24 protein-coding genes and 1 tRNA gene are annotated in these 26,812 nt (G+C 71.7%); 17 read left to right on the top strand and 8 right to left on the bottom strand.

What is annotated here, in order from left to right:
- The 3 genes from ASF37_RS16060 to ASF37_RS16050 all read right to left on the bottom strand — a co-directional run bounded on the left by ASF37_RS16060 (position 1) and on the right by ASF37_RS16050 (position 4,074).
- The gene (locus tag ASF37_RS16060; RefSeq protein WP_055965104.1) at positions 1 to 945 is read right to left on the bottom strand and encodes a carbohydrate ABC transporter permease; all 945 of its coding nucleotides are present in this window, start codon (positions 943 to 945) and stop codon (positions 1 to 3) included.
- Entirely contained in the window at positions 942 to 2,255 is a 1,314-nt protein-coding gene (locus ASF37_RS16055; RefSeq protein ID WP_056581683.1) for an extracellular solute-binding protein, read from the bottom strand. The genes ASF37_RS16060 and ASF37_RS16055 overlap by 4 nt, the downstream gene beginning before the upstream one ends.
- 109 nt (positions 2,256 to 2,364) lie before the next feature.
- Positions 2,365 to 4,074 carry a glycoside hydrolase family 13 protein gene (locus ASF37_RS16050; RefSeq protein ID WP_056581715.1) on the bottom strand — a complete coding sequence of 570 codons (1,710 nt, stop codon included), beginning with the start codon at positions 4,072 to 4,074 and terminating at the stop codon, positions 2,365 to 2,367.
- 99 nt (positions 4,075 to 4,173) lie between these two features.
- Between ASF37_RS16050 and ndk the strand changes: the two genes are divergently transcribed.
- Complete coding sequence (gene ndk / locus ASF37_RS16045) at positions 4,174 to 4,584, top strand: nucleoside-diphosphate kinase (RefSeq protein ID WP_055965112.1); 411 nt, start codon at positions 4,174 to 4,176, stop codon at positions 4,582 to 4,584.
- Between the two features lie 74 nt (positions 4,585 to 4,658).
- On the opposite strand, the gene ASF37_RS16040 is transcribed toward ndk, so the two are convergent.
- The 3 genes from ASF37_RS16040 to ASF37_RS17515 all read right to left on the bottom strand — a co-directional run bounded on the left by ASF37_RS16040 (position 4,659) and on the right by ASF37_RS17515 (position 7,295).
- Positions 4,659 to 5,624: a hypothetical protein gene (locus tag ASF37_RS16040; protein ID WP_056581680.1), complete on the bottom strand. Its 966-nt coding sequence runs from the start codon at positions 5,622 to 5,624 to the stop codon at positions 4,659 to 4,661.
- A gap of 221 nt (positions 5,625 to 5,845) precedes the next feature.
- Positions 5,846 to 6,505 (bottom strand): hypothetical protein, encoded by a 660-nt coding sequence (locus ASF37_RS16035; RefSeq protein ID WP_056555244.1) that lies wholly within the window; start codon positions 6,503 to 6,505, stop codon positions 5,846 to 5,848.
- A gap of 25 nt (positions 6,506 to 6,530) precedes the next feature.
- Entirely contained in the window at positions 6,531 to 7,295 is a 765-nt protein-coding gene (locus ASF37_RS17515; RefSeq protein WP_055965124.1) for a lytic transglycosylase domain-containing protein, read from the bottom strand.
- A 128-nt stretch (positions 7,296 to 7,423) separates the two neighbouring features.
- Here ASF37_RS17515 and ASF37_RS16025 point away from each other — a divergent pair, with 128 nt between their 5' ends.
- On the top strand, positions 7,424 to 9,352 hold the full coding sequence (locus ASF37_RS16025) for a TIGR03960 family B12-binding radical SAM protein (protein WP_055965128.1): 1,929 nt from the start codon (positions 7,424 to 7,426) through the stop codon (positions 9,350 to 9,352).
- A gap of 6 nt (positions 9,353 to 9,358) precedes the next feature.
- On the opposite strand, the gene ASF37_RS16020 is transcribed toward ASF37_RS16025, so the two are convergent.
- Positions 9,359 to 10,573, bottom strand: coding sequence for an MFS transporter (locus tag ASF37_RS16020; protein ID WP_056576015.1), 1,215 nt, complete (start codon positions 10,571 to 10,573; stop codon positions 9,359 to 9,361).
- 87 nt (positions 10,574 to 10,660) lie between these two features.
- On the opposite strand from ASF37_RS16020, the gene ASF37_RS16015 reads away from it, so the two are divergent.
- The 6 genes from ASF37_RS16015 (at position 10,661) to proB (ending at position 18,137) form a co-directional block, all read left to right on the top strand.
- Positions 10,661 to 11,443 carry a TIGR03936 family radical SAM-associated protein gene (locus tag ASF37_RS16015; RefSeq protein WP_156364821.1) on the top strand — a complete coding sequence of 261 codons (783 nt, stop codon included), beginning with the start codon at positions 10,661 to 10,663 and terminating at the stop codon, positions 11,441 to 11,443.
- 180 nt (positions 11,444 to 11,623) lie between these two features.
- Entirely contained in the window at positions 11,624 to 14,644 is a 3,021-nt protein-coding gene (locus ASF37_RS16010) for an Rne/Rng family ribonuclease (RefSeq protein ID WP_056581677.1), read from the top strand.
- Positions 14,645 to 14,796: 152 nt separating this feature from the next.
- The gene (rplU, locus tag ASF37_RS16005; protein ID WP_055965138.1) at positions 14,797 to 15,108 is read left to right on the top strand and encodes a 50S ribosomal protein L21; all 312 of its coding nucleotides are present in this window, start codon (positions 14,797 to 14,799) and stop codon (positions 15,106 to 15,108) included.
- 12 nt (positions 15,109 to 15,120) lie between these two features.
- A complete protein-coding gene (rpmA, locus tag ASF37_RS16000) occupies positions 15,121 to 15,375 on the top strand; it encodes a 50S ribosomal protein L27 (protein WP_055965140.1) in 255 nt (84 codons plus the stop codon).
- 96 nt (positions 15,376 to 15,471) lie between these two features.
- Positions 15,472 to 17,052: a GTPase ObgE gene (obgE, locus tag ASF37_RS15995; RefSeq protein ID WP_056581668.1), complete on the top strand. Its 1,581-nt coding sequence runs from the start codon at positions 15,472 to 15,474 to the stop codon at positions 17,050 to 17,052.
- Positions 17,049 to 18,137 (top strand): glutamate 5-kinase, encoded by a 1,089-nt coding sequence (proB, locus tag ASF37_RS15990; RefSeq protein ID WP_056581666.1) that lies wholly within the window; start codon positions 17,049 to 17,051, stop codon positions 18,135 to 18,137. The genes obgE and proB overlap by 4 nt, the downstream gene beginning before the upstream one ends.
- A gap of 40 nt (positions 18,138 to 18,177) precedes the next feature.
- Here proB and ASF37_RS15985 read toward each other — a convergent pair whose 3' ends face one another.
- Positions 18,178 to 19,431 carry an endonuclease/exonuclease/phosphatase family protein gene (locus ASF37_RS15985; RefSeq protein WP_056581663.1) on the bottom strand — a complete coding sequence of 418 codons (1,254 nt, stop codon included), beginning with the start codon at positions 19,429 to 19,431 and terminating at the stop codon, positions 18,178 to 18,180.
- A gap of 66 nt (positions 19,432 to 19,497) precedes the next feature.
- On the opposite strand from ASF37_RS15985, the gene ASF37_RS15980 reads away from it, so the two are divergent.
- The 9 genes from ASF37_RS15980 to katG all read left to right on the top strand — a co-directional run bounded on the left by ASF37_RS15980 (position 19,498) and on the right by katG (position 26,758).
- Positions 19,498 to 20,742 carry a glutamate-5-semialdehyde dehydrogenase gene (locus ASF37_RS15980; RefSeq protein ID WP_056581657.1) on the top strand — a complete coding sequence of 415 codons (1,245 nt, stop codon included), beginning with the start codon at positions 19,498 to 19,500 and terminating at the stop codon, positions 20,740 to 20,742.
- A gap of 61 nt (positions 20,743 to 20,803) precedes the next feature.
- Positions 20,804 to 20,947, top strand: coding sequence for a hypothetical protein (locus ASF37_RS17510; protein WP_164468780.1), 144 nt, complete (start codon positions 20,804 to 20,806; stop codon positions 20,945 to 20,947).
- 14 nt (positions 20,948 to 20,961) lie between these two features.
- A complete protein-coding gene (nadD, locus tag ASF37_RS15975) occupies positions 20,962 to 21,639 on the top strand; it encodes a nicotinate-nucleotide adenylyltransferase (protein ID WP_200914502.1) in 678 nt (225 codons plus the stop codon).
- On the top strand, positions 21,636 to 21,995 hold the full coding sequence (gene rsfS, locus ASF37_RS15970; protein WP_055965155.1) for a ribosome silencing factor: 360 nt from the start codon (positions 21,636 to 21,638) through the stop codon (positions 21,993 to 21,995). The genes nadD and rsfS overlap by 4 nt, the downstream gene beginning before the upstream one ends.
- The gene (locus ASF37_RS15965; protein ID WP_056581656.1) at positions 21,992 to 22,636 is read left to right on the top strand and encodes a histidine phosphatase family protein; all 645 of its coding nucleotides are present in this window, start codon (positions 21,992 to 21,994) and stop codon (positions 22,634 to 22,636) included. The genes rsfS and ASF37_RS15965 overlap by 4 nt, the downstream gene beginning before the upstream one ends.
- A gap of 75 nt (positions 22,637 to 22,711) precedes the next feature.
- Positions 22,712 to 22,784, top strand: a tRNA-Ala gene (locus tag ASF37_RS15960).
- Positions 22,785 to 23,485: 701 nt separating this feature from the next.
- Positions 23,486 to 23,980 (top strand): nucleoside deaminase, encoded by a 495-nt coding sequence (locus ASF37_RS15955; RefSeq protein ID WP_056581655.1) that lies wholly within the window; start codon positions 23,486 to 23,488, stop codon positions 23,978 to 23,980.
- 72 nt (positions 23,981 to 24,052) lie between these two features.
- A complete protein-coding gene (locus ASF37_RS15950) occupies positions 24,053 to 24,469 on the top strand; it encodes a Fur family transcriptional regulator (RefSeq protein WP_055965165.1) in 417 nt (138 codons plus the stop codon).
- A 96-nt stretch (positions 24,470 to 24,565) separates the two neighbouring features.
- The gene (gene katG / locus ASF37_RS15945) at positions 24,566 to 26,758 is read left to right on the top strand and encodes a catalase/peroxidase HPI (protein ID WP_156368232.1); all 2,193 of its coding nucleotides are present in this window, start codon (positions 24,566 to 24,568) and stop codon (positions 26,756 to 26,758) included.
- Positions 26,759 to 26,812 lie beyond the last annotated feature (54 nt).

The raw sequence follows: 26,812 nt of genomic DNA, 5'->3' as shown, positions 1-26,812 counted from the left end.
TCAGCCCTCCTGCCGTGCGTCCGCGAGGTTGACCCGGAACACCTTGACGATCACGAACGCCACCACGAGCACCGACAGGAACAGCAGCACCGAGAGGGCCGAGCCGATGCCGAGCTGGAACTGCTCGATCACCTGCCGGTAGGTGAGGAACGAGATCGACTCTGTGTTGTTGGCACCGGCGGTCATGACGAAGATGTTGTCGAAGATGCGGTAGGCGTCGAGCGCGCGGAACAGCACGGCCACCATGATCGCCGCCCGCATGTTCGGCAGGATCACCTTCCAGAGCCGCTGCCACCACGTGGCCCCGTCGACCTTGGCCGCCTCCAGCATGTCCTCGGGGACCTGCGCGAGGCCGGCGAGCAGGAGCAGCGCCATGAACGGCGTCGTCTTCCAGATCTCCGAGACCATGATCGCCACCATCGACGTCTGGTACTCCGCGAACCACGTGAAGTCGTCGCCGAGGAAGGGGATCCAGCCGTTCACGAAGCCGTTCGTGTTGGAGAACGCGAACTGCCACGCGAAGCCCGAGACGACGGTGATGATGCCGTAGGGGATGAGGATCGACGTGCGGACGAGGCCGCGGGCGAAGATCAGCCGGTGCATGACCATGGCGAAGACGAAGCCGATGACGAGCTCGAACGCCACGGTGATGATCATGATGCCGACCGTGTTGGCCGTGTCGATCCAGAACAGCCGGTCGGTCAGGGCGGTCCCGTAGTTGGCCAGGCCCACGAACTCACGGTCATCGGGAGCGGTGAGCGAGTAGCTGAACAGCGACAGGTAGAGCGCGCGCAGCATCGGGAACGCGGTGACCAGCAGCATCAGTGCGACGGCCGGGGCCACGAGGTACAACGCGAGGCGGCTCTCCGCCTTGGCGCGGTCCGACGCGACGGGCTTGCTCGCGGACTTCTTCGGGGCCTTCTTGGGGGCGGTGGCGGTGCTCACAGGAGTGCCTCCCCTCGGAGGATCGCGGTCAGGAAGTCGGCCGACTGCTTCGGCGTCGAGTCCGGGCTCACCGAGCGGGGCGAGTGCCAGCGGGACTGGATGGCGCTCGAGACCTGGCTGTAGAAGGCGCTCTTGGGGCGCGGGCCGCCGGTATCGACGCTCTCGCTGTAGAGCTGCAGCAGGTCGGCCGGGTAGGCCTCCTTGAGCTCGGCGGAGTCGTAGACCGACTGGCGCGACGGCATGAGGCCCTCGTTGACGGCCAGGGCCGACTGCGCCTCGGCGTTCGTGACGCAGACGGCAGCCTCCTGCGCGAAGTCGGGGTGCTTGGAGAACGCGCCGACGCCGATGTCGATGCCGCCGATCGGGGGCCGGGACTCCTCGCCCTCGACGGTCTGCGGGTAGCGCGCGTAGCCGAGGTCCTCGAACGCCTGCTCGTCCGCCGGGCCACCGGGCTTGCCGATGAGGCCCTCGTAGTTCTTGTAGACGAAGGTCCAGTTGGTCATGAACTCACCGGGACCGTTCTCGGGGAACATCTGGCCGAGGCTCGTGCCCTCGTTCGAGGTGGTGAGGTCGGGCTGGGCGGCGGGGGAGTCGGCGAGCTTCTCGATGACCGCAGCGGCGTCCTTGCCGGCCGCCGAGTCGATCGTGACCTTCGCGTCGCGGCCGTCCTCGACGGTGTCGGGGTCGAGGATATTGCCGCCGGCGCCCTGGATGAGCGAGTTGATCCACACGACGTACGCCTCGTAGCGGTTGGCCTGCACGCCGACGGTGCCGCCCTCCTCGGAGGCCGCGTCGATGACTTGGTCCCAGGTGACCGGCTGGCTCATGTCGAGCCCGGCGGCCTCGGCGAGGGACTTGCGGAACCACACGACCTGCGTGTTGGCCCACTGCGGCGCGGCGACGACCTGGTCGTTCCAGGTGACGGTCTCGGCCGCGCCCTTGAGGACGTCGTCGTCGAGCACCTGGTCGGCGAGGTCGCCCTCGAACGGCTTCAGCCACTTGGCGTTGGCGAACTCGGGGACGAACACCGGGTCGAGGCTCATGAGGTCGGTGGAGCTGTCACCCGCGGCGAGCCGGCGCGCGAGCTGCGTGCGCTGGTCGGTGGCGCTGGCCGGGAGCAGCTGGATGGCGATGTCGTAGTCGTCGGTGCTGCAGTCCTCGGCCAGCTTGTTCAGGGTGTCCTGGCCGTCCGGGTTGATGTACCAGTTGAGCGTGGGCTTGCCCTCGGATCCGCCACAGGCGGCGAGGAGCGAGGAGCCGAGGGCGAGACTCGCGACCATCACCGCCGTCCGACGTCGCGTGGTCGCCATGGGTCGGGTCCCCTTTCCCTCCGTCCCCGACGTGACCGGTGCCACACGGGAGTCATCAACGTAGGACGGTGCCGTCGGGGGCGCAACCCCGGGGTCGCCGCGGTCGCGATCAGGCCGGGTGAGGGCGGAGCCAGACCGTGGTGTCGGCGGGCAGGTGGTCGTCAGCGACCTCGCCGCTGGAGACGAGCAGCTCGCCCGGAGGCCGGGGGACCGGCACCGACGACACGTTGGCGTGGACGGTCGCCACCACGTCGCCACCGCTGGCGACGAGCGCGAACGACAGCAGTCCGTCGACGTGCTCCACGCCGTGGTCGTCACCGTCCTCGATCCACGCGAGCGACCGCGTGCCCAGGTCGAGCTCGCGCCGCAGTCGCAGCAGCGTGCGGTACAGCTCGAGCGTCGAGCCCTCGACGCCGCGCTGGCGGGCAGGCGCCAGGTCCGCGTAGGCCGACGGCTGCGGCAGCCACGGCTCGCCCTCGGGGCCGAAGCCGAGCGACGGGCCGGTGGACTCCCACGGGACGGGCACGCGGCAGCCGTCGCGCCCTCGTCGCTCGTGGCCCGAGAGCTCCCAGGTGGGGTCCTGAAGCACGTCGGTGGGGAGCTCGGTGGCGTCGGGCAGGCCCAGCTCCTCGCCCTGGTACAGGTAGGCCGACCCCGGGAGGGCGAGCATGAGGGTGGTCGCCGCGCGGGCCCGGCGCAGGCCCAGCTCCGCGTCGGGCTGCTCGTCGTCGGGGCCGATGCCCTCCGTGTCGACGACACGGGTGGCGTCGGAGCGACCCAGCCGCGTGGCGTGCCGCACGACGTCGTGGTTCGAGAGCACCCAGGTCTGCGGGGCGCCGACGTCGGCGGCGCTCTCGAGGGACCGGCCGATCGCGTCGCGCAGGGCGGGGGCGTCCCACGGCGTCAGCAGGAACGAGAAGTTGAACGTCTGGTGCAGCTCGTCGGGACGCACGTACTGCGCGAGCGCGTGCGCGGGTTCCACCCACGCCTCGCCGCAGAGCATCCGGTCGTCGTCCTGGCCCCACAGGTCGGCGAGCGACCCGGCGTAGCCCTCGACGAGGGTGCGCCAGCTGCGGTAGACGTCGTGCACTCCCGGCTGGTCCCACATCGGCAGCAGGCGCGTGTGGCTGCCGACCGTGTCGAGCAGGAGGTCGGCGTCGGGAAGGCCGTCGGCCTTGATCAGCCCGTGCGCGACGTCGATGCGGAAGCCGTCGACACCGCGGTCGAGCCAGAAGCGCAGCACCGAGAGCAGCTCCTCGCGGACCTCGGGGTTGGTCCAGTCGAAGTCGGGCTGCGTGACGTCGAACAGGTGCAGGTACCACTCGCCGGGGGTGCCGTCGGCCTCGGTGACGCGTGTCCAGGCCGGACCTCCGAAGTTCGAGGTCCAGTTGTTGGGCGGCTCGGCGCCGTCGGTGCCCTTGCCGGGCCGGAAGACGTACCGCGCCCGCTCGGGGCTGCCGGGGCCGGCGGCGAGCGCCGCCTGGAACCAGGGGTGCTCGCTCGAGGAGTGGTTCGGCACGACGTCGACGATCACCCGAAGACCGAGTCCGTGGGCCCGCTCGACGAGGGCGTCGAAGTCGTCGAGGGTGCCGAACAGCGGGTCGACGTCGCGGAAGTCGGCGACGTCGTAGCCGGCGTCGTTCTGCGGGGACACGTAGAAAGGCGACAGCCACAGGGCGTCGACGCCGAGGTCGGCGAGGTGCTCGAGCCGGGAGGTGATGCCGGGCAGGTCGCCGATGCCGTCGCCGTCGGCGTCGGCCCACGACCGGGGGTACACCTGGTAGATGACGGCGTGGCGCCACCAGGGCTGGTTGCTCATGGATTCCTCGGGGTCGGGCTCGCTGGGGTCGGCACGGACCACGCTACCGACGGGCGCACCACCGGACGGACGAGCGGGGGCCTTCGCTAGGTTGAGGCCATGTCCCAGCGCACGCTCGTCCTGCTCAAGCCCGACGCCGTCCGTCGTGGTCTCGTCGGTGAGGTCCTCGGCCGCTACGAGGCGAAGGGCCTCACGATCGTGGCCATGGAGCACCGCGCCATCGACGCCGCCCAGGCCGACGCGCACTACGCCGAGCACGTCGAGCAGCCCTGGTACCCGCCGCTGCGCGACTTCGCGACGTCGGGCCCGCTCGTGGCGCTCGTGCTCGAGGGCGACGAGGCGATCGCGGTCGTCCGCGCCCTGAACGGCGCCACCGACGGCCGGGCCGCCGCCCCCGGCACCGTCCGCGGTGACCTCTCCCTGTCCAACCGCGAGAACCTCGTCCACGCGTCCGACTCCGAGGAGTCCGCGGCCCGCGAGATCGCCCTCTGGTTCCCCTCCCTCGCCTGACGCCTCCGGCGGACGCAAGATTCTGCGTTCATGAGTGGAAGGCCGAAGGGTTCTGCCTTCGTGTCCGAATCCCGTCACGAACGCAGAACACTTGAGCTGCTCGCACCTGAACGCAGCATCTTGCGTTGCTCTGGGTCCCAGGATGGTGACCGGGGAAGGAGCTCGGGGGCCAGGGCGCCTTCCCACCCGTGGGCCCGTGCCATCCGGTCGAGCTGGTCCATCACGGTGTGGGGGTGGTGGCGAACCGAGTACGACGAGAAGGTCAGCCCGTGTCGGCCGGTGATCACGATCTCGTTGGCTCGGACCAGGTCCTCGTCCCACTGCTCGATGGCGAGGTGCGGGATCCCGTGCACCTCGACGCCGAACCCGAGGCGCTCGCTCCATACGTCGAGGTAGAAGCGACCAGCCGGACCACGCACCGCCTCTTGCCGTGTGGCGACGGGGAGCCCGGTGGCTCGCCAGATGGCCGCGAAGTCTCGCTCGGGGACCGACTGGATCCCGCCGGCCGCGTCGAGGATCGACGAGACGATCACGCTGCGATGCCGACACCGACCGCGGCGGGTCAGGGCCTCACGCAGGTGCCGGGTGGTGACGAGACCGGCCTGCAGGGCGCTGATCACGATCCAGCGTGCGTAGCGTTCGTTGCTGCTCCACGAGGCGGTGTCGAGGATCGACCGCGCTGGCCTGGTCCGTCTCGGCCGGTGCGTGGGATGCACGTCGACATCGGTCAGCTCGTGCGACCAGTGCGCGGTGGCGCGGTCCCACGACGGCGCCCGTGCTCCCGCCGGCAGGACGACGAGATGGCGGGGGTCGCGCGCGTCGAAGCCGTCCTGTCGGAGCGCCGAGGAGCCGGCGAGGGCCGCACGCGGGGGAGAGGAGGCGAGCGCGACCAGGTCTCGTTCGTGCAGGGTCAGGACACCGTTGTGCGTGACGACGACACCTCGGCACGGGCGCTGCCAGACACCGGCGCGGAGGCGCTGACGCACAGGCCAGGCCCCGAACAGCTCGACGGTCTGGCGGACGGACATGACGGTCTGCATGCCTCCACCGTGTCGGCCGTCCGGCCCCGGACGAAGGGTGCGGCCGAAGGCTGTGGACGGAGGCACGCGGGCGCGAGAGCCCTGTGGACGGGGCGACGCAAGATTCTGCGTTCAGTACCGGCGTCCCGATCGATGCTGCGTTCGCGTCCGGATCCCGTCGTCAACGCAGCATCGTTCGGACTCTCGCTCACGAAGGCAGAATCTTGCGTCCTCTAGAGGGGTCAGGCGGGGTCGAGGGGAGGGGGCTCGGTGGGGCCGGTCCAGGGGACGACGACGTGGGCGAGGACGCCGTGGAAGCGGCCGCGGACCTCCTCGGGGAGCCAGACGACCTCGTGGGACTGCGAGGCGAGGTCGACGGTGCCGTCGAGGGTCACGGCGTCGACGGCCTGGCGGGGCGCGTCGCCCACCCGATCCTCGTACTCCACGAGCGTCACGCCGACGCTGATCGGCACCTCGTTGCGATTCACCAGGCCGATCCCCCAGAAGTCCTGCGGGTCGAGCGTGGCGTGCTCCTCGAGGTCGACCATGAGCGCCTCGACCGGGGCCACGATGCCGTCGAGGTCCACCTGCTCCATGCCCTCGACGTGCACCTCGACGCCGCGCACGTTGCGGGCGCCCTGGCCATGGAAGTGCAGCACGTCGGTGGCGGCGGAACCGGGGGGCGCCACCACGGCGCCACGGTCGATGCCCAGCACCGTGCCGACCTCGACGTTCGGCAGTTCGCGACCGTACTGGTCGCGGGGCACGAACCGCAGGATCGGGCGCAGGCCCACCTCGGAGCCGTTGCTCAGCGTGACCGTCTGGTCGGGCGCGTCCGGATCGGACGCCTTCGGCACGTAGGAGACCGAGATCGGCGGCTTGCGTCGATTGAACAGACCCATGGCAGTCAAGCGTACGGAGTCGCGCTCAGTACCAGCCGGCGCCCTTCTTGAAGTCCCACGCCGCGCACGGTGAGCCGTAGCGACCCTCGATGTAGCCGAGGCCCCACTCGATCTGGGTCGCCGGGTTGGTGCGCCAGTCGCTGCCGGCGCTGGCCATCTTGGTGCCCGGCAGGGACTGCGGGATGCCGTAGGCACCCGAGGACGGGTTCTCGGCGTCCACGCGCCAGCCGCTCTCCTGGCTCCAGATGTTGTCGAGGCAGGAGAACTGGCCCTCGTCCCAGCCGTAGTCGGCGAGCATGGCGCGTGCGACGACCTTGGGGTCGGCGGCCTCCAGCGCCGCCTGCCGCTCCTTCTCGCGCTTCGCCTTCGCGGCGGCCTCCTTGCGCTCGGCGGCCTCCTTCTTCGCCTGCGCGGTGGCACGCTGCTGTCCGTCGGCCTTGGCCTGGACCTCCTCGACCCGGCGCTGGGCGCCCTGGTCGACGATCACGGCGTCGGACACGCGCTGGGCCTGGACGAGCGGCGTCGCGATGGCCGACACGGGGCGCAGCCCGGTCGCGGCGGCGGCGCTGTCACCGGCTCCCACGGCCTGGGCGCCGGCGGTCAGACCGGCGGCCACGACGACCCCGCCGACGGCGAAGGTCGTGAGCGTGCGGCCGCTTGGCAGGGCGTCGGCGACGTCGGCCAGCAGGTCGAGGGTGCGGTCGCGCCGGCGTTCGAAGGCCGATGGTGCGCGGTGGCGTGCCATCCGGTGCCGACCGCCCGACCGGTCGACGAGGTCGTCGTGACGCACACGCACTCCTGTCCAGCTCGACGGAAAGAGGGCGGGGAAGGGCCCAGGACGAAGCCACCATCCTAGGCAACGTTGCTGAGACGGCGCAGGCGTTCTCTCAGGTCCCGGACGCCGCGTAGCCTGGGGCCATGTCCGTCGAGTCCGTCTTCCCCCGTCTCGAGCCGCTCCTGCCGACGGTGGGCAAGCCCATCCAGTACGTCGGCGGCGAGCTCAACGCCACCGTCAAGGAGTGGGACGACGTCAGCGTGCGCTGGGCGCTCATGTACCCCGACGCCTACGAGGTCGGGCTGCCGAACCAGGGCGTCCAGATCCTCTACGAGGTGCTGAACGAGCGTGACTGGCTGCTGGCCGAGCGCACGTACGCGGTGCAGGCCGACATGGAGGCCGTCATGCGGGAGCACGGCATCCCGCAGTTCACGGTCGACGCGCACCGTCCCGTGCGCGCGTTCGACGTGCTGGGCATCTCCTTCGCCACCGAGCTCGGCTACACCAACATGCTCACGGCGCTCGACCTGGCCGGCATCCCGCTGCACGCCGTCGACCGCACCGACGACGACCCGATCGTGCTCGCGGGCGGCCACAGCGCCTTCAACCCCGAGCCGGTCGCCGACTTCCTCGACGCCGCCGTGCTCGGCGACGGCGAGGAGATCGCGCTCGCCATCAGCGAGGTCGTGCGCGAGTGGAAGGACGAGGGGCGTCCTGGCGGCCGCGACGAGCTGCTGCTGCGGCTCGCGGCCTCAGGGGGCGTGTACGTGCCGAAGTTCTACGACGTCGACTACCGCGACGACGGCCGCATCGCGTCGGTCCGGCCCAACCGCGAGGGCGTGCCGTGGCGCGTGGCCAAGCACACCGTCATGGACCTCGACCAGTGGCCGTACCCGCGCAAGCCGCTGGTGCCGCTGGCCGAGACGGTGCACGAGCGGTACTCGGTCGAGATCTTCCGTGGCTGCACGCGCGGCTGCCGGTTCTGCCAGGCAGGCATGATCACGCGCCCCGTGCGCGAGCGCTCGCTGCAGACCATCGGCGACATGATCGACACCGGTCTGAAGGAGTCGGGCTACCAGGAGGTCGGCCTCCTCAGCCTCTCCAGCGCCGACCACACCGAGATCGGCGACCTCGCCAAGCAGCTCGGCGACCGCTACGAGGGCACCAACACGTCGCTGTCGCTGCCGTCGACCCGCGTCGACGCCTTCAACATCACGCTGGCCAACGAGTTCAGCCGCAACGGCCGACGCTCGGGGCTCACGTTCGCGCCCGAGGGCGGCAGCGAGCGTCTGCGCAAGGTCATCAACAAGGCGGTCACCGAGGACGACCTCATCCGCACCGTCACCGCCGCCTACTCGCACGGCTGGCGCCAGGTGAAGCTCTACTTCATGTGCGGCCTGCCCACCGAGACCGACGAGGACGTCCTGCAGATCGGAGAGCTCGCCAAGCGGGTCATCGAGGCCGGACGCGAGGCGTCGGGGCGCCGCGACATCCGCTGCACCGTGAGCATCGGCGGCTTCGTGCCCAAGCCGCAGACCCCGTTCCAGTGGGCCGCGCAGCTCGACCACGAGACCACCGACGAGCGCCTGCGCAAGCTGCGTGAGTCCGTGCAGTCGGACAAGCGCTTCGGTCGTGCCATCGGCTTCCGGTACCACGACGGACGGCCCGGGATCGTCGAGGGACTGCTGTCGCGCGGTGACCGACGGGTCGGGCGGATCGTCGAGGCGGTGTGGCGTGACGGCGGTCGGTTCGACGGCTGGAGCGAGCACTTCTCGTTCGAGCGCTGGGAGTCCGCGACCGCCGAGGTCCTGGCCGACGAGCCGGTCGACCTCGACTGGTACACGACCCGTGAGCGCGACCACGACGAGGTGCTCCCGTGGGACCACCTCGACGCCGGTCTCGACAAGGAGTGGCTCTGGGAGGACTGGCAGGACGCGCTCGACCCCGACGCCCTCGAGATCGAGGACTGCCGCTGGACGCCCTGCTACGACTGCGGCGTGTGCCCGCAGATGGGCACCGACATCCAGATCGGCCCGACGGGCCAGAAGCTGCTGCCGCTCTCGGTGGTCTGAGCGGACTCAGGCGGCAGGGCGCTCGAGCTCGTCCTCGATCGTCCCGCCGCGGTCCACGAGGGTGCCGAAGACGCCGATGAGGACGGCGCCGAGCATGAGCACCGTGACCGGTGCGGTCCACGAGCCGGTCACGTCGTGCAGCAGGCCGGTGCCGAACGGTCCGAGCCCGGCCACGAGGTAGCCGACGGACTGCGCGAACGCCGACAGCGAGGCCGTGCCCTCCGTCGTCGAGGCGCGACGGCCGAACATGATCAGCACCCAGGTGAACGCGCACCCGCCGAGCCCGAGCAGGATCGCCCAGAGCCACGGAGCCGCGGTCGGGGCCCACAGGACCCCGGCCCAGCCGCTCGCGGTCAGGGCGGCGAAGACCCACGGGAGGATGCCGCGGCCTCCGAGGCGGGCCACCAACGGTGGCAGCAGGAGGGTCATCGGGATGCCGACGGCCCCGAGCAGTCCCTGCATCGCACCGGCGGTGCCCTGCGCGAGCCCGGCGTCGGCCAGGATCGTCGGGAACCAGCCGAACTGGGCGTAGGCCTGGGCCGACTGCGCGCCGAAGCAGAGGGCGCAGGCCCAGGCGAGTCGGCTGCGGGCGAGCCGGGCCAGCGACGGTCCGACCGGTCGGACGTCGCGCCCCGCGCGCCCGGCACGGGCCGCGATCGGCAGCCACGGCAGCAGGGCGGCCACGCTCAGTACGGCCCACACCGCGATGCCGGGCCGCCAGCCACCGAGCGCGTCCGCGGCCGGCACCGTGACGACCGAGCTCACGGCGCCGCCGGCCATGAGCGCGGCGCCGTAGAGCGAGCCGACGAGGGGGAGCCGGTCGGGGAAGTGCTCCTTCGCGAGGGCGGGCAGCACCACGTTGCCCACCGCGCACGCGGCGAGCGCCACGACCGACAGCACGAGGAAGAGCGCGGTGGAGTCGACGACCGACCGGGCGAGGAGCCCGAGGGCCAGCACGGCCAGCAGTGCGGCGGCGGTGCGGTCGAGACCGAGCAGACGGACCACGCGCGCTGCCGTCGTCCCGAAGACGGCGAAGCACAGCACGGGCAGCGTGGTCAGGACGCCCGCGACCGTGGCGCTCATGCCGAGGTCGTCGCGCAGGGGGTCGATGACCACCCCGACGCTGCCGATCGCCACGCGCAGGTTGAGCGCGAGCAGCACGATCGCGGCCCCCACGAGCCAGGCGGGACCCCCGCGACGGACCGACGACGAGGAGCTCACCGAGACATCCAACGCCACCGTCGGGAGGCGTCCGCACGCGGCCCTCGGCGAGAGCCTGCGGACGCCGACCTCGGTAGGGTCGGCCCCATGTCCGACGGCAGCACGACCCTGCGTGGCACCCCCAACCCGGAGGCGCCCAACCCGCAGCTGCCCATCGTCCAGCGGCTGCGCATCCGCTACGCCAAGCGTGGCCGGCTGCGGTTCACCAGCCACCGCGACTTCGGTCGTGCCTTCGAGCGCGCGGTCCGCCGCGCCCAGGTGCCGATCGCGTTCTCGTCGGGCTACACGCCCCACCCGAAGATCTCCTACGCCGGAGCGGCTCCCACCGGCGCGGCGAGCGAGGCCGAGTTCCTCGAGATCGGGCTCACGCAGCAGCGTGATCCCGAGTCCGTCCGCGTGGCGCTGGACGACGCCCTGCCGCCCGGCATCGACGTGCTGGAGGTGGTTCCTGCACGCGAGGGCGGGGGCTCGCTGGCGGACCGGCTCGAGGCGAGCGAGTGGGTGATCGAGCTGCGCGGAACCGCGCCGGAGCAGGTCCGGGAGGCGGCCGACGCATTCCTCGCGGCCGAGCAGGTCGACGTCGAGCGGATGACCAAACGAGGTCTGCGGACGTTCGACGCCCGTGCCGCCGTCCAGTCACTCTCCGTTGGTTCGTCCGACACCTCGGGTGTGGCGTATGCGATACTGACGGTGGTCGTCCGACACCAGAACCCGTCGGTCCGACCGGACGACGTACTCACCGGACTCCGCAACCGCGGGGGCCTCGAGCTCGAGCAGACGCCCCTGGCGACACGCTCGGCCCAGGGTCCTCTGGACGTGGAGAACGGGACGGTCGGCGATCCACTCGCCCTCGACCGCGACGCATCCTGACAGGTGCTGACCGCGGCGGGACGGACGGGGAGCCGTGTGACAGGCCGGACGTCGACCACCCGGGACGCCCCAGCGCCCCGGCGCCGCCAGAAGACTTTCGGTGACCGAGCCCTCGGGCGAGGAGCCGCAGACGCAGAACCCCGGCCTCACGTAGGCGCTCACGGGGCCTGAGGAGAGCACATGCTCGACGACGACAAGAACACACCCACCACCGAGACCAGCACCACCTCGCGCACGAGACGACGGGCCGCCGCCCGGCCGGCGGGACCTCCCGCGGCCGTGAGCACCGACATCTTCGCCCCGCCCGAGGCCCCGGCGAAGAAGGCTCCGTCGCGTGCCGCGTCCGGCAAGGACCCCGCCACGAAGGACTCCGACGCGTCCGACGCCGGCTCGACGCAGGAGGCCCCGGCCAGACGGACCGCCAAGAAGGCGGCCCCCTCGGGCGGGTCCGACGGCGACACCGGGTCCCCCGACGCCCCGGCGAAGAAGGCGGCGGCCAAGAAGCCCGCCAAGAAGAGCACCTCCGCGGGCTCGGCCACCAAGAAGACCGCGGCGAAGAAGACCGCGGTCAAGGACGACGCTGCTCCTGAGGAAGCCGACGCGACCGCGTCCGGCCAGGAGGCCTCGACGGCGAGCGACGACCGCGCGAGCAGCGGTGACCGGCCCGCCAGGAAGCGCAGCGGTCGCAAGCCCGCGGCATCCGGCGACGATGCCGGGACCGCAGCCGTGGCGTTCCAGGCTCCCGAGCCCGTGACGGCGCCCGCCCGCGACGACCGGTCCTCCGAGGGGCGTTCTTCCGACGGCACGGACTCCGACGAGCAGGGCGACGACTCCGGTGACGGATCCGGTGGCGGTCCCAAGCGTCGTCGCCGCAGCCGCGGCGGACGTCGTCGCAACAAGAGTGACGACACCCGCGACGGCTCGGACTCCTCCGACGGTGCCGAGTCCGGCGAGGTCAAGGGCCAGGACGACGGAGCCGGCGGCTCGTCGAACCAGGACGACTCCGGTGACGGGGGAGACGGCGAGGGCCAGAGCACCAACACCCGCCGCCGCCGGCGTCGCGCCCGCTCGGGCGAGCGCGCGTCCGCCTCGCCCGACGATCCGGAGAACACCGTCGTGCGGGTTCGCGAGGGTCGCAACCCCGAGGACGAGATCACCGGCGTGGCCGGGTCCACGCGCCTGGAGGCCAAGAAGCAGCGCCGCCGCGAGGGCCGTGAGGCCGGACGGCGCCGCGCCCCGATCGTGTCCGAGGCCGAGTTCCTGGCCCGGCGCGAGGCCGTCGACCGTCAGATGGTCGTCCGCCAGCACGTCTCGAAGGGCTCCGGCGCCGAGAGCGACGCCTACACCCAGATCGCCGTGCTCGAGGACTCCGTGCTCGTCGAGCACTACGTGGCCCGTGAGTCCCAGACGTCGCTCATCGGCAACGTCTACCTCGGCAAGGTCCAGAACGTCCTGCCCAGCATGGAGGCCGCCTTCGTCGACATCGGTGCCGGTCGCAACGCCGTCATCTACGCCGGCGAGGTCGACTGGAGCGGTGTGCAGAACGGCAAGGCCCGCAAGATCGAGGAGGCGCTGACCCCCGGCCAGCAGATCCTCGTGCAGGTCTCGAAGGACCCGATCGGCCAGAAGGGCGCGCGGCTCACGAGCCAGATCAGCCTGCCGGGCCGCTTCCTGGTCTACGTCCCGGGCGGCCAGTCCAACGGCATCTCCCGCAAGCTGCCCGACACCGAGCGCGCCCGGCTCAAGGCCCTCCTCAAGGAGGTGCTCCCCGAGGACGCCGGCGTCATCGTCCGCACGGCCGCCGAGGGCGCCAGCGAGGACCAGCTGACCCGCGACGTCACCGCGCTCACCGCGCGCTGGGACGACATCAAGGCCAAGGCCGGCATCGGGGAGGACGGGACGCCCTCCGCGAAGGGCCCCCAGCTCCTGTACGCCGAGCCCGACCTCGTGATCAAGGTCGTGCGCGACCTGTTCAACGAGGACTTCGCCTCGCTCGTCGTCGAGGGCTCCGACGCCTGGGACAACATCTCCGGCTACCTGCGTCACGTCGCACCCGACCTCGCCGAGCGACTGCAGGAGTGGTCGCCCGCCGAGCACGACGGCCGCGACTCCTTCGACGTGCTGCGCATCGACGAGCAGATCCACAAGGCGCTGGACCGCAAGGTCTGGCTGCCCTCGGGCGGCTCGCTCGTGATCGACCGGACCGAGGCCATGACCGTGGTCGACGTCAACACCGGCAAGTTCACCGGCTCCGGGGGCAACCTCGAGGAGACGGTCACCAAGAACAACCTCGAGGCCGCCGAGGAGATCGTCCGCCAGCTCCGGCTGCGCGACATCGGCGGCATCATCGTCATCGACTTCATCGACATGGTGCTCGAGAGCAACCGTGACCTGGTCCTGCGTCGCCTGGTCGAGTGCCTGGGCCGCGACCGCACCCGCCACCAGGTGGCCGAGGTGACGTCGCTCGGGCTCGTGCAGATGACCCGCAAGCGGATCGGCACCGGCCTGCTCGAGTCGTTCAGCACCGACTGCGACCACTGCAACGGGCGCGGTGTGGTCATCACGGCCGAGCCGGTCGAGCCGAAGAAGGACGAGCCGCGAGGCGGCGGACGCCAGCGTCGTGGTCGTGGCGGCAACGGTGGCAACGACAACGGTGGATCGAACGGCGGCGGCAACGGCGGCGGCGGCAACAACGGCGGCGGTGGCAACGGCGGCGGCGGCAACAACGGCGGCGGCGGCAACAACGGCAACGGCAACGGGTCGAGCAACGGCAACGGTGGCTCGCGTCGCGGGCAGCAGAAGCCGGCGACGGACGAGGCCGACTCCTCGGAGTCGACGACGTCGAGGACGACCTCGTCGTCCTCGGGCCGGTCCTCCCGCCGTTCGGGGCCCCCGAAGGACGTGCCGACGCCCGAGGACGGCGCTTCGGCGCCTGCCGAGCCGTCGGAGCCGTCGGAGCAGGAGACTCCTGCACCCGCCGTCGACGCCGCGCTCGAGCCCGAGAGCCCCGCACCCGAGACGGGCGACCAGGCTGTCGAGGACGCCGTCGCGCCGGAGGCCGAGACCGCTGCCGAGCCCGTGCAGGACCCTCTGCCCGAGGCCGAGCAGGAGTCCGCTCCCGAGGTGTCGGAGACGGACGGCGACCGGGCCTCCACCAGCGAGGACGCCCCCGTTTTGACCGAGCCGGGTGACGGTCCGTAGAATGATGTGTCGGCGTGCCCTGCGCGCCGATCCGCATGCCCGGGCGAGAGCCCGGCACCGGTCGCCGAACCAGCCCGCTGCGTTCGCCCGGCCCCGCACAGCCCCAAGCCTTGGCAAGCACAGCTTCCAGCAAGAACCGAGTGAGGAATCCCGTGGTCTACGCAATCGTGCGCAGTGGCGGCACGCAGCAGAAGGTCGCCGTCGGCGACGTCATCGAGATCGACCAGCTCGGCCTGGCCCAGGGCGAGGCGGTCTCGCTGCCGGCCGTCCTGTACGTCGACGGTGACACCGTCACGGCCGACGCCGACTCGCTCTCCCAGGTCTCCGTGACCGCCGAGGCCATCGGTGGCACCAAGGGCCCCAAGATCACCATCCAGAAGTACAAGAACAAGACCGGCTACAAGAAGCGCCAGGGGCACCGTCAGAAGTACACCCAGGTCAAGATCACCGGCATCGCGAAGTAGAGGACTGAACTCATGGCACACAAGAAGGGCGCAGCCTCCACCAAGAACGGCCGCGACTCCAACAGCCAGCGCCTCGGCGTCAAGCGCTTCGGCGGCCAGCTGGTCAACGCGGGCGAGATCATCGTCCGCCAGCGCGGCACCCACTTCCACCCCGGCACCAACGTCGGCCGTGGCGGCGACGACACGCTCTTCGCGCTGTCGGCCGGCTCGGTCGAGTTCGGGACGCGTCGCGGCCGCAAGGTCGTGAACATCGTTCCGGGCGAGTAGCCGGCAGAACATCCGTCGAAGGGGTGGTCCGCGCATGCGGGCCACCCCTTCGACGTCCCTGCACCTCCCTCCCACCCCCGTTCCCAGGAGCACCCGATGGCCGTCCCCACCTTCGTCGACCGCGTGACGCTGCACGTCGTCGGCGGCAACGGCGGGCACGGCATCGCGTCGGTGCACCGCGAGAAGTTCAAGCCGCTCGGCGGGCCCGACGGCGGCAACGGCGGTCACGGTGGCGACGTCATCCTGCGGGTCTCGGCCGACGTGACCACGCTCGTGGACTACCACCACGAGCCGAAGCGCAAGGCCGGCAACGGTGCGCCGGGCGAGGGCGGCAACCGCAGTGGTGGTCATGGTGCCGACCTCGTGCTCAAGGTCCCCGACGGAACGGTGGTGCGCTCCGGCGGTGAGCACGGCACCGGCGAGGTGCTCGCCGACCTCGTGGGCCCCGGCACCGAGCTCGTCATCGCCGCGGGCGGCCGAGGTGGTCTCGGCAACGCGGCCCTGGCGTCGGCCAAGCGCAAGGCGCCCGGCTTCGCCCTCAAGGGTGAGCCCGGCCAGGAGCGCACGATCGTGCTGGAGCTCAAGGTCGTGGCCGACATCGGTCTCGTCGGGTTCCCCAGCGCCGGCAAGTCCAGCCTCATCGCCGCCCTGTCACGCGCCCGGCCCAAGATCGCCGACTACCCGTTCACCACCCTGGTCCCGAACCTGGGCGTCGTCACCGCGGGGTCGACCACGTTCACCGTGGCCGACGTGCCCGGCCTCATCGAGGGTGCCAGCGAGGGACGCGGCCTCGGTCACGACTTCCTGCGCCACGTCGAGCGGTGCGCGGCCCTCGTGCACGTCGTCGACTGCGCGACGGTGGAGCCCGGCCGCGACCCGTTGAGCGACCTCGACGTCATCGAGGCCGAGCTGCGTGCCTACGCCGACGGCCTGGCCGAGGGTGCCACCGGCAAGGACCTGCTCGAGCGCCCGCGGCTGGTGGCGCTCAACAAGACCGACGTCCCCGACGCCGCCCAGATCGCCGAGTTCGTGCGCGCCGACCTCGAGGAGCGCGGCTACGACGTGTTCGACGTCTCCGCCGCCAGCCACGCCGGGCTGCGCGAGCTGTCGTTCGCCATGGCCGAGATCGTCGCGCGCCGTCGCGCCGACGCGCCCTCGCAGGAGATCACCCGCATCGTCCTGCGCCCCCCGGCCGAGGCCGGCGTGGGCCAGGAGTTCACCGTCGACCAGCGCCGCGGCCCCGAGGGCCAGCAGCAGTGGATCGTGCGTGGCGCCAAGCTCACCCGCTGGGTGGGCCAGACCGACTTCAGCAACGACGAGGCGGTGGGCTACCTCGCCGACCGCCTCGCTCGCCTCGGAGTGGAGGCCAGCCTCGCGAAGCTCGGTGCCGAGCCCGGCGACGACGTCGTCATCGGCGGCACGGCCGACCTGGGCTGGGAGGACGCGGTCGTCTTCGACTTCGACCCCACGATCGAGGCCGGTGCCGAGATGCTGGGTCGTCGTGGTGAGGACCAGCGCCTGGACCGCGACGACCGGCGGACGAACGTCGAGCGTCGCGAGGCGCTGGCCGCCAAGCGGGCGCAGGAGGCCGAGTTCCGCGAGCTGCGCGAGCGCGGCGAGGAGCCCGACTGGACCTCCGAGGACGAGGACGCGGACACCGAGGGCACGGGGGCATGACCCGGAGGGTCGTCGTCAAGGTCGGCTCGTCGTCGCTGACGTCGTCGACCGGCCACCTCGACCCGGCCAAGGTCGACGTCGTGGTGGAGGCCCTCGCCGCAGCCCGGCGAGCGGGCGACGAGGTGGTGCTGGTCAGCTCCGGTGCCATCGCGGCCGGCCTGGGGCCTCTGGGGCTCACGACCCGTCCCAGGGACCTGCCGACGCAGCAGGCCGCGGCCAGCGTCGGCCAGGGTGCCCTCGTAGCGCACTACTCCGAGCGGTTCGCCGCCCACGGCATCACGGTGGGCCAGGTCCTGCTGACCGTCGACGACGTGACCCGCCGCAGCCACTACCGAAACGCGCACCAGACGTTCGCCAAGCTGCACGACCTGGGTGTGCTGCCGGTCGTCAACGAGAACGACACGGTGGCCACGAGCGAGATCCGCTTCGGTGACAACGACCGGCTGGCGGCCCTGGTGGCGCACCTCGTGCACGCCGACCTGCTGGTGCTGCTCTCCGACGTCGACGGTCTCTTCACCGGCCACCCGTCGCTGCCCACGTCACGGCCGATCCCCGACGTGCACGGACCCGAGGACCTCCTCGAGGTCGACGTCGCGCGCGTCGGGTCGAAGGTCGGTACCGGCGGCATGGTCACCAAGATCGAGGCCGCGCGGATCGCCACGGGTGCGGGCATCCCGGTGGTGCTGGCCGGGGCCGACCGGGCCGGTGCGGCCGTCGCGGGCGAGGCGGTGGGCACGCGCTTCCACCCCACGGGCCGACGTCGGCCCACTCGGCTGCTGTGGCTCGCGCACGCGAGCGAGACCAAGGGCCAGCTGCACGTCGACGCCGGAGCGGTCGCCGCCCTGACCTCGCGCAAGGCCTCGCTGCTGCCGGCCGGCATCGTCGGGGTCAGTGGCGAGTTCGGTGCCGGGGAGCCGGTCGACGTCGTGGGGCCCGACGGCCAGGCGGTGGCCCGCGGGCTCGTGAACTACGACAGCGGGGAGCTGCCCAGCCTCATCGGCCGGTCCACGCACGCGCTGGCCGCCGAGCTGGGGGCCGACTACGAGCGCGAGGTCGTGCACCGTGACGACCTCGTCGTCCTCTGACCCGACCTGCGGGGCACGCAGGATCCTGCGTCCCCGGGAGTCAGGGCCGGTCGACGTCGACCCAGACGAGCCGGTGGTCTGAGGCCGGGAACGGGAACGTGCCGGTGAGCCGTGACAGGGGGTCGGCCTGCGTGGGCCAGAAGACGCGGGCGTCGCGGATGCGCAGGTCCCGGCTCGGCAGCACGTAGTCGGCTCGGATGTTGCCCGGCGGCTCCGCGAAGTCGGCGGTGTCGAACCTCGGGTCGCCCCGGTGTGCGTCGTTCGCCCCGCCCTGCAGTCGGGCCGCCTCCACGGCACCCTCGCTGGACGGCGTCACCGACGTGTTCACGCGGGGCAGGTCGAGCAGCTGGTTCGCGGCACCGGGGAGGGAGTCGCCGTCGACGGGGTCGGAGTTCAGGTCGCCGGCGACGACGAACGGGGCGGCGGGGGAGAGGCCCCCGCGCCGGCCGCTGTCGTCCCTGATCCAGCGCGCCTGGCGAGGGGAGCCGACGTAGTCCGCCCAGAACCGGATCTCGTCGGCGTTGCGACGGCCGTTGCGGTCCTCGGGGCCGTCGAAGACCGGCGGCGTCGGGTGGCTGACGAGCAGGTGGACCGACCGACGGCCGACCTTCACGGGCACGTCCCAGTGGGACTTGCTCGACAGGCGCAGGACGTCGACGGCCTCGGGGGAGTAGTAGCCGGACGGCATGCGGTTGCCCGGCATGTCCTTCCACAGCTGCTTCTGGAACGTGCGGATCCGCTTCGCGTCGATCGGGTAGCGGCTCAGCACCGCCATGCCGTACTGGCCGGGGAACGCGCCGAAGCCGTACGCGTCGTCGGGACCGTCCGTGGTCCCGTCGCCGTTCAGGTCGAGACCGGTCGGGACGCCCGTGTTGACCGGCGCCGTGAACGTGTACCGGTAGCGGATCGGCTCCGCCCCGTTCCAGCCCCGCGCCAGGTAGTTCCGCTCGAACAGACGCAGCGCCTCCGGGTCGTGGTCGACCTCCTGCAGCACGAGCACGTCGGGCCGGGCGCGCTGGATCGTCTCGGCGACGGCACGGGCCTGGGCGTTCGCGTCGGTGGTCAGGTCGCGCCGCAGGTCGCCCTCGGCCGGCCGGTTGAGCGAGGCGTTGAACGTCGCGAACCGCACCGACGGCTCGTGGCCGGGACCGTGGTGGCCACCGCCGTGGGCTTCGGCGGGCGACGACGTGGAGGGCACGACCAGGACGGTAACGCCCAGGACGAGGGCGAGTGCGAGGGCGAGGCGTCGTGCCGGTGCGCGCCCGCCGCGCGTGGTGAAGGGTCCCCGAGTCATGCGCGGCACTGTTCCAGGCGCGGGTGAACGACGGGTGACGTCCCCCGCCCTCGCTACGATCGGGGCGTGAAGGAACAGGTGCACGAGCTCGCCCGACGGTCGCGGACCGCCGCCCGGACCCTCGCTCTCGCGTCGCGGGCGCAGAAGGACGCTGCCCTGCTCGCGATGGCCGATGCGCTCGTCGCCGCCACCGAGCGGATCGTGGCCGAGAACGCGGCGGACGTCGAGACCGCCCGCGCCGACGGCACCCCCGAGAACGTGATCGACCGCCTGCTCCTGGACGCCGACCGGGTGGCGGCCTTCGCACAGGGCGTGCGCGACGTCGCCGCCCTTCCCGACCCCGTCGGCGAGGTCGTCCGCGGGTCCACGCTGCCCAACGGCCTGCGGCTCGAGCAGCTGCGTGTGCCCATGGGCGTCATCGCGATGATCTACGAGGGCCGACCCAACGTCACCGCCGACGCCGCTGCCATCTGTCTCAAGGCCGGCAGCGCGTCGTTGCTGCGGGGGTCCCGGTCCGCGGCCCGGTCCAACGCCGCGATCGTCGACGTCATGCGCGACGCGATCGCCGGCGCCGGTCTGCCCGCCGACGTGGTCCAGGCCGTTCCCGCCCACGACCGCTCCAGCGCCACGGAGCTGATGCAGGCACGTGGGCTCGTCGACCTGGTGATCCCGCGCGGGGGAGCCGGGCTGATCCGTACCGTCGTCGAGCAGTCGACCGTGCCGGTCATCGAGACCGGGACCGGGAACGTGCACGTCTACGTGGACGCCGACGCCGACCTCGACATGGCGCTCGACATCGTGCTCAACGCCAAGACCCACCGCACCAGCGTGTGCAACGCCGCGGAGTCGCTGCTCGTGCACCGCGACGTGGCCGAGGAGTTCCTGCCGCGGGTCACCGAGGCGCTGCAGACCGCGGGCGTGACCGTCCACGGCGACGCGGCCTTCGCCGCCGTCCCGGGCGTGCTGGCGGCGTCCGACCACGACTGGGCCACCGAGTACCTGTCGCTCGACATCGCCGCCGCGGTGGTCGACTCGCTCGACGACGCGGTGGAGCACATCCGCACCTGGTCGTCGGGGCACACCGAGGCGATCGTCACGCGGTCGATCGACGCGGCGCGACGGTTCACCCTGGGGGTCGACTCGGCCGCCGTGATGGTCAACGCGTCGACCCGGTTCACCGACGGAGGCGAGTTCGGCTTCGGGGCCGAGATCGGGATCTCCACCCAGAAGCTGCACGCACGCGGCCCGATGGGCCTGCAGGAGATGACGACCACGACGTACGTGGTGACCGGCGACGGCCACGTGCGCTGAGCATCACGGGGTCGGGCACCACCACGTCGGCCCGCCCTGCCCGCGCTGGTAGATTGCGACCATGCTCGAGTTCCTGGTCGCAGCCGAAGAGTCCGCCGAGGGCGGCCACATCAACCCGTACATCATCGGCGGTGTCGCCCTCGCGATCCTGCTGATCCTGCTGTTCGCGCTGCTGGCCTTCGGCAAGGGTCGCGAGCACTCCTGAGCACGTCAGGGTCCGTGGTCGCCGAGCCCCTGCCCACGCGACGACGTCGCGTCGGCGTCATGGGTGGCACGTTCGACCCGATCCACCACGGCCACCTCGTGGCGGCGAGCGAGGTGCAGTCGTGGTTCGACCTCGACGAGGTCGTCTTCGTGCCGACCGGTCGCCCCTGGCAGAAGGCCGACCGGGAGGTCTCGACCGCCGAGCACCGCTACCTCATGACGGTGATCGCCACGGCGGCGAACCCCCGCTTCGAGGTCAGCCGGGTCGACATCGACCGCGACGGGCCCACCTACACCATCGACACCCTCCGCGACCTGGCCGCGGACATGCCCGACGCCGACCTGTACTTCATCACCGGCGCCGACGCGATGGCGGCGATCCTCACCTGGCGCGACCACGAGGAGCTCTTCGAGCTGGCCCACTTCGTCGGCTGCACGCGCCCCGGGCACGAGATGGACGAGCAGACGCTGGAGGGACTCCCCGTCGAGCGCATCACGCTCGTCGAGATCCCGGCCCTGGCCATCTCGTCGACCGACTGCCGTGTGCGCGTCACGTCGGGCGAGCCGGTCTGGTACCTCGTCCCCGACGGCGTGGTCCAGTACATCGGCAAGCACCGTCTCTACTCCCCGCCCCCCGAGGCGCCCCCAGGGGCCGTCCCGGGAACCGACCCCGACTCCGAGGACTCCCCATGACCGCGTCCGACCGGGCGATCGAGCTCGCCCGCGCCGCCGCCGCCGCCGCCGACGAGAAGCTCGCCACCGAGATCCTCGCCTTCGACGTCTCCGAGCAGCTCTACATCACCGACGTCTTCCTGCTGTGCAGCGCGAGCAACCAGCCGCAGGTGCGAGCCGTGAAGGACGCCATCGAGGAGAAGCTGCTGGAGCTCGGCGCCAAGCCCGTGCGGCGCGAGGGCGAGCGCGAGGGCCGGTGGGTGCTCATCGACTTCGCCGAGCTCGTGGTGCATGTGCAGCACAGCGAGGAGCGGGCCTTCTACGCCCTCGAGCGTCTGTGGAGCGACTGCCCGACCATCAGCCTCACGTCGGCATGACGCGACGGGTCGTGCTCTGGCGCCACGGGCGCACGGAGTGGAACGTCACGGGCCGGGTGCAAGGACAGACCGACACGTCGCTCGACGACGTCGGACGCGAGCAGGCGCGTGCGGCCGCCGCACGCCTCGCGTCGCTCCGGCCGGTGCGGATCCTCAGCTCCGACCTCGAGCGGGCGCGCGACACGGCCGAGGAGCTGTCGCGGGTGACCGGCGTGCCCGTCGAGCTCGACGAGCGTCTGCGCGAGATGAACTTCGGTGAGCGCGAGGGCCTCACGTGGCGCGAGTCGTGGGACCGCTTCCCCGAGCTCATGAAGGCGATGTTGGAGGACCGCGAGGAGCGGTTCCCGCAGGCGGAGCTGCACGCCGAGGCCGGCGCGCGCCTGTCGGAGGCGCTCTCCGAGGCGCTCGAGTCGTTGGAGGACGAGCAGACGCTCGTGGTCGTGGCGCACGGCGCGGTGCTGCGGGTCGGGGCCTGCACGTTCCTGGGTTTTCCGGAGGCCACGTGGCGGACGTTCGCCGGGCTCTCGAACTGCTCCTGGATCGCGCTCGAGCAGATCTCGCCGGCGCACGGGACGCGCTGGCGGCTCACGGAGTGGAACGCCGGCACGCTGCCCGAGCCGGTCATGTCCGACGACGAGTGACCCCGGTTTGAGTCGCTCCGCGGCAGGGTCTAGAGTGTTCACTCGGTGCTCGACCCGGTCGGGTACCACCCGCGAGGGGCATTGGCGCAGTTGGTAGCGCGCTTCCATGGCATGGAAGAGGTCAGGAGTTCGAATCTCCTATGCTCCACTCGAACGAGAGAAGGCCCCCAGTCCTCGAGACTGGGGGTCTTCTTCGTTCCGGCAGGGGCCTTCTCTCGTTCGAATCGGGACCGGTGATTCGGGGAGGAGCGAGCTCTGCCAGCGACGGAGTCTCCTATGCTCCACTCGAACGAGCGAAGGCCCCCAGTCCTCGGACTGGGGGTCTTCTTCGTTGTCGCGACGGCTGACTCGGACATGACCTGCGGCTGCGCTTCCTCGGCTCCTGCTGAACCTGCGCCGCGAAAGGGCCTCGACCGGGCAGCCGGTAGGGGGACCGGTCGGGCTCTCGGGTCGCGGCCTGGGTGGTCAGAGGTAGGTGACGCACGTTTCGTGGGTGTCGGAGGTAGGTCTCGTACCTTTCGACGGTCTCGGCAGGTGCGTCACCTACCTCTGACTGCGTCGTTCGGTGCGTCACCCACCGCTGGCGGCCCGGGATCAGGATCGGGCCGAGGACGCACCTGCATCCCCGGGTCGGGGCCGTGGGGGTAGGTAGGCCGCGCTACCCGCGGGGGCGGCGGTAGATGTGCCGCGGATACGCACGGTGTATCCGCGGCGGGCCTACCTGGACGGGCCGGGATACGCGGGCCACCTACCTCTGACGGCCCAGTGCCGCGGCGGGGAGGCGGGACGCGGCGTGGAGCGGGTCGATCCCGAAGCGCGGGGACGCACGTCCTGGCCGATGATGGCCGCATGACGCTGACCGACACGGACCTCATCCACCTGCGCCGCTGCGTCGAGCTCGCCCGCGAGGCGCTCGAGCACGGCGACATGCCCTTCGGCTCGCTGCTGGTCGGCGCCGACGGCACCGTGCTGCTGGAGGAGCGCAACCAGGAGGGCGCGGGGGACGCGACACGCCATCCGGAGCTCGCGCTCGCCACATGGGCCGGGGCGCACCTGGCGCCGGCTGAGCGAGCCGGCGCGACCGCGTACACGACGGGGGAGCACTGTGCCATGTGCTCCGCGGCTCACGGCTGGGTCGGGCTGGGACGCATCGTCGTCGCGGTGCGAGCCACGCAGCTCACCGAGTGGCTCGACGGATGGGGGGAGCCTGCCCCGCCTGTGGCCACCTTGCCCATCGAGCAGGTGGTGCCGGGAGTCGTGGTCGACGGTCCCGCCCCCGAGCTCGCCGACGAGATGCAGGCGCTGCACCGGGCCCGCGTCGAACGTGACCGCGCGCGGCGGTGAGCACCGCACCGCGCACCGGATGTTCGTGTGTCGTTTCTTGACTCGTTCAAGAAAGTGGCTACAGTCGGGGGCATGACGTCGATCGAGGCACCCGAGCTCCTGAGGGAGGCGGGACTGCGCGTCACGCGCCCCCGGGTGGCCGTCCTCGACGCGCTCGAACGGACGCCGCACGCCGACACCGCCACCGTCATCGACGCCGCCCGGACCCTCGTCCCCGACGTCTCGCACCAGGCGGTCTACGACACGCTGGCCGCCCTCACCCAGGTGGGGATCGTCCGGCGCATCCAGCCGCACGGCCACACCGCACGCTACGAGCGACGCGTGGGTGACAACCACCACCACGTGGTGTGCCGCGGCTGCGGCGACATCGCCGACGTCGACTGCGCCACGGGCGAGGCTCCCTGCCTCGTCCCGTCGTCCGACCACGGCTTCGTCATCGACGAGGCCGAGGTCATCTTCTGGGGCACCTGCCCCTCCTGCACCGCCTGACTCCCGCGTCATCGACGCGGACCGCCCGACCTGTCCAACCCCGTGAGAGGAACCCACGTGAGCGAGCACGACAAGCCCGACGCCGAAGTCGGCGAGATGAACGAGCCGGACCACGCCAAGGGCGCTGCCGGAGGCGGCTGCCCCGTCGCGCACGAGTCACTGCCCCACCCCACCCGCCAGGACGCGAACAAGGTCTGGTGGCCCGAGGGCGTCAACCTCAAGGTCCTGGCGAAGAACCCCGCCGTCGCGAACCCGCACGGCGAGGACTTCGACTACGCCGCCGCCTTCGAGTCCCTCGACCTCGCCGAGGTCAAGCGCGACATCGAGCAGGTGCTCACCACCTCGCAGGACTGGTGGCCGGCCGACTTCGGCCACTACGGCGGCCTCATGATCCGCATGGCCTGGCACAGTGCCGGCACGTACCGCGTGCACGACGGCCGCGGCGGCGCCGGTGCCGGTCAGCAGCGCTTCGCCCCGCTCAACAGCTGGCCCGACAACGGCAACCTCGACAAGGCCCGCCGCCTGCTCTGGCCGGTCAAGAAGAAGTACGGCAAGAACCTCTCCTGGGCGGACCTCATGGTCCTCACCGGCAACGTGGCGCTGGAGTCCATGGGATTCGAGACCTTCGGCTTCGCCGGTGGTCGCGAGGACGTGTGGGAGCCCGACGCCGACGTGTACTGGGGCCCGGAGACCACGTGGCTCGGTGACGAGCGCTACTCCGGCGACCGCGACCTCGAGAAGCCGCTGGCCGCCGTCCAGATGGGCCTCATCTACGTCAACCCCGAGGGCCCGAACGGCAACCCCGACCCGATGGCGTCGGCCCGCGACATCCGCGAGACGTTCGGTCGCATGGCGATGAACGACGAGGAGACCGTCGCCCTGATCGCGGGAGGTCACACCTTCGGCAAGACCCACGGTGCTGCCGACCCCGACGCCCACGTCGGTGCGGAGCCCGAGGGCGCTCCCATCGAGCAGCAGGGCCTGGGCTGGAAGAACTCCTTCGGCACCGGCCACGGCAACGACACCATCACGTCGGGCCTGGAGGTCACCTGGACCACCAAGCCGACGCAGTGGACGAACGACTACCTGGAGATCCTGTTCGGCTACGAGTGGGAGCTCTCCGAGAGCCCGGCCGGCGCGGCGCAGTGGGTCGCCAAGGACGCCGAGGCGATCATCCCCGACGCCCACGGTGGTCCGAACCGCAAGCCCACGATGCTGACCACCGACCTGGCGCTGCGTGTCGACCCGGCGTACGAGAAGATCTCGCGCCGCTTCAAGGACGACCCGGCCGCGTTCGCCGACGCCTTCGCGCGGGCCTGGTTCAAGCTGACGCACCGTGACATGGGTCCGATCCAGCGCTACCTCGGCCCGGAGGTCCCCTCCGAGACGCTCATCTGGCAGGACCCGCTGCCCGAGGCCACCGGTGCGCCGCTCGACGAGGCCGCGGTCGCGGTCCTCAAGCAGCGCATCGCCGACTCCGGCCTGAGCGTGACCGACCTCGTGAGCACGGCGTGGGCCTCGGCCTCGACGTTCCGCAGCAGCGACAAGCGCGGCGGCGCCAACGGCGCTCGCGTGCGCCTCGAGCCGCAGATCGGCTGGGAGGTCAACAACCCCGGCGAGCTGCGTCGGGTGCTCGGCGTCCTCGAGGGCATCCAGGCGGACTCCGGCACCTCGGTGTCGCTGGCCGACCTGATCGTCCTCGCCGGTGGCGTCGGCATCGAGCAGGCCGCCAAGGCGGCCGGCCTTGAGATCGCGGTCCCGTTCACCCCGGGCCGCGTCGACGCCACGCTCGAGCACACCGACGTCGAGTCCTTCGAGTGGCTGGAGCCGCGTGCCGACGGGTTCCGCAACTACCTCGGCAAGGGCAACCGGCTGCCGGCGGAGCACCTGCTCGTCGACCGCGCGAACCTGCTCGGCGTCAGCGCCCCGCAGATGACGGCCCTCGTCGGCGGTCTGCGCGCCCTCGGCGCCACCTACGACCGGTCCACGCTGGGCGTCCTGACGGACCGCCCGGGCACGCTCACGAACGACTTCTTCGTGAACCTGCTCGACATGGACGTCACCTGGACGTCGGTCGATCCCGAGGCCGGCATCTACGAGGGTCGCGACGCCTCCGGCGAGGTGCGCTGGACCGGGAGCCGCGCCGACCTCGTGTTCGGCTCGAACTCCGAGCTGCGCGCCGTGGCCGAGGTCTACGCGAGCGACGACGGTGCCGCCGCGTTCGTCGACGAGTTCGTCGGGGCCTGGGTCAAGGTCATGGAGGCCGACCGCTTCGACGTGCAGCGCTGAGCGAGGAGCACGACCCGCGAGGGGCTCGGACCACCACGGTCCGGGCCCCTCGTC

Source organism: Aeromicrobium sp. Leaf289, from assembly GCF_001423335.1.
GTDB lineage: Bacteria > Actinomycetota > Actinomycetes > Propionibacteriales > Nocardioidaceae > Aeromicrobium.
The sequence above is the reverse complement of the archived record's forward strand: the minus strand, read 5'-3'. Positions and strand labels throughout refer to the sequence as shown.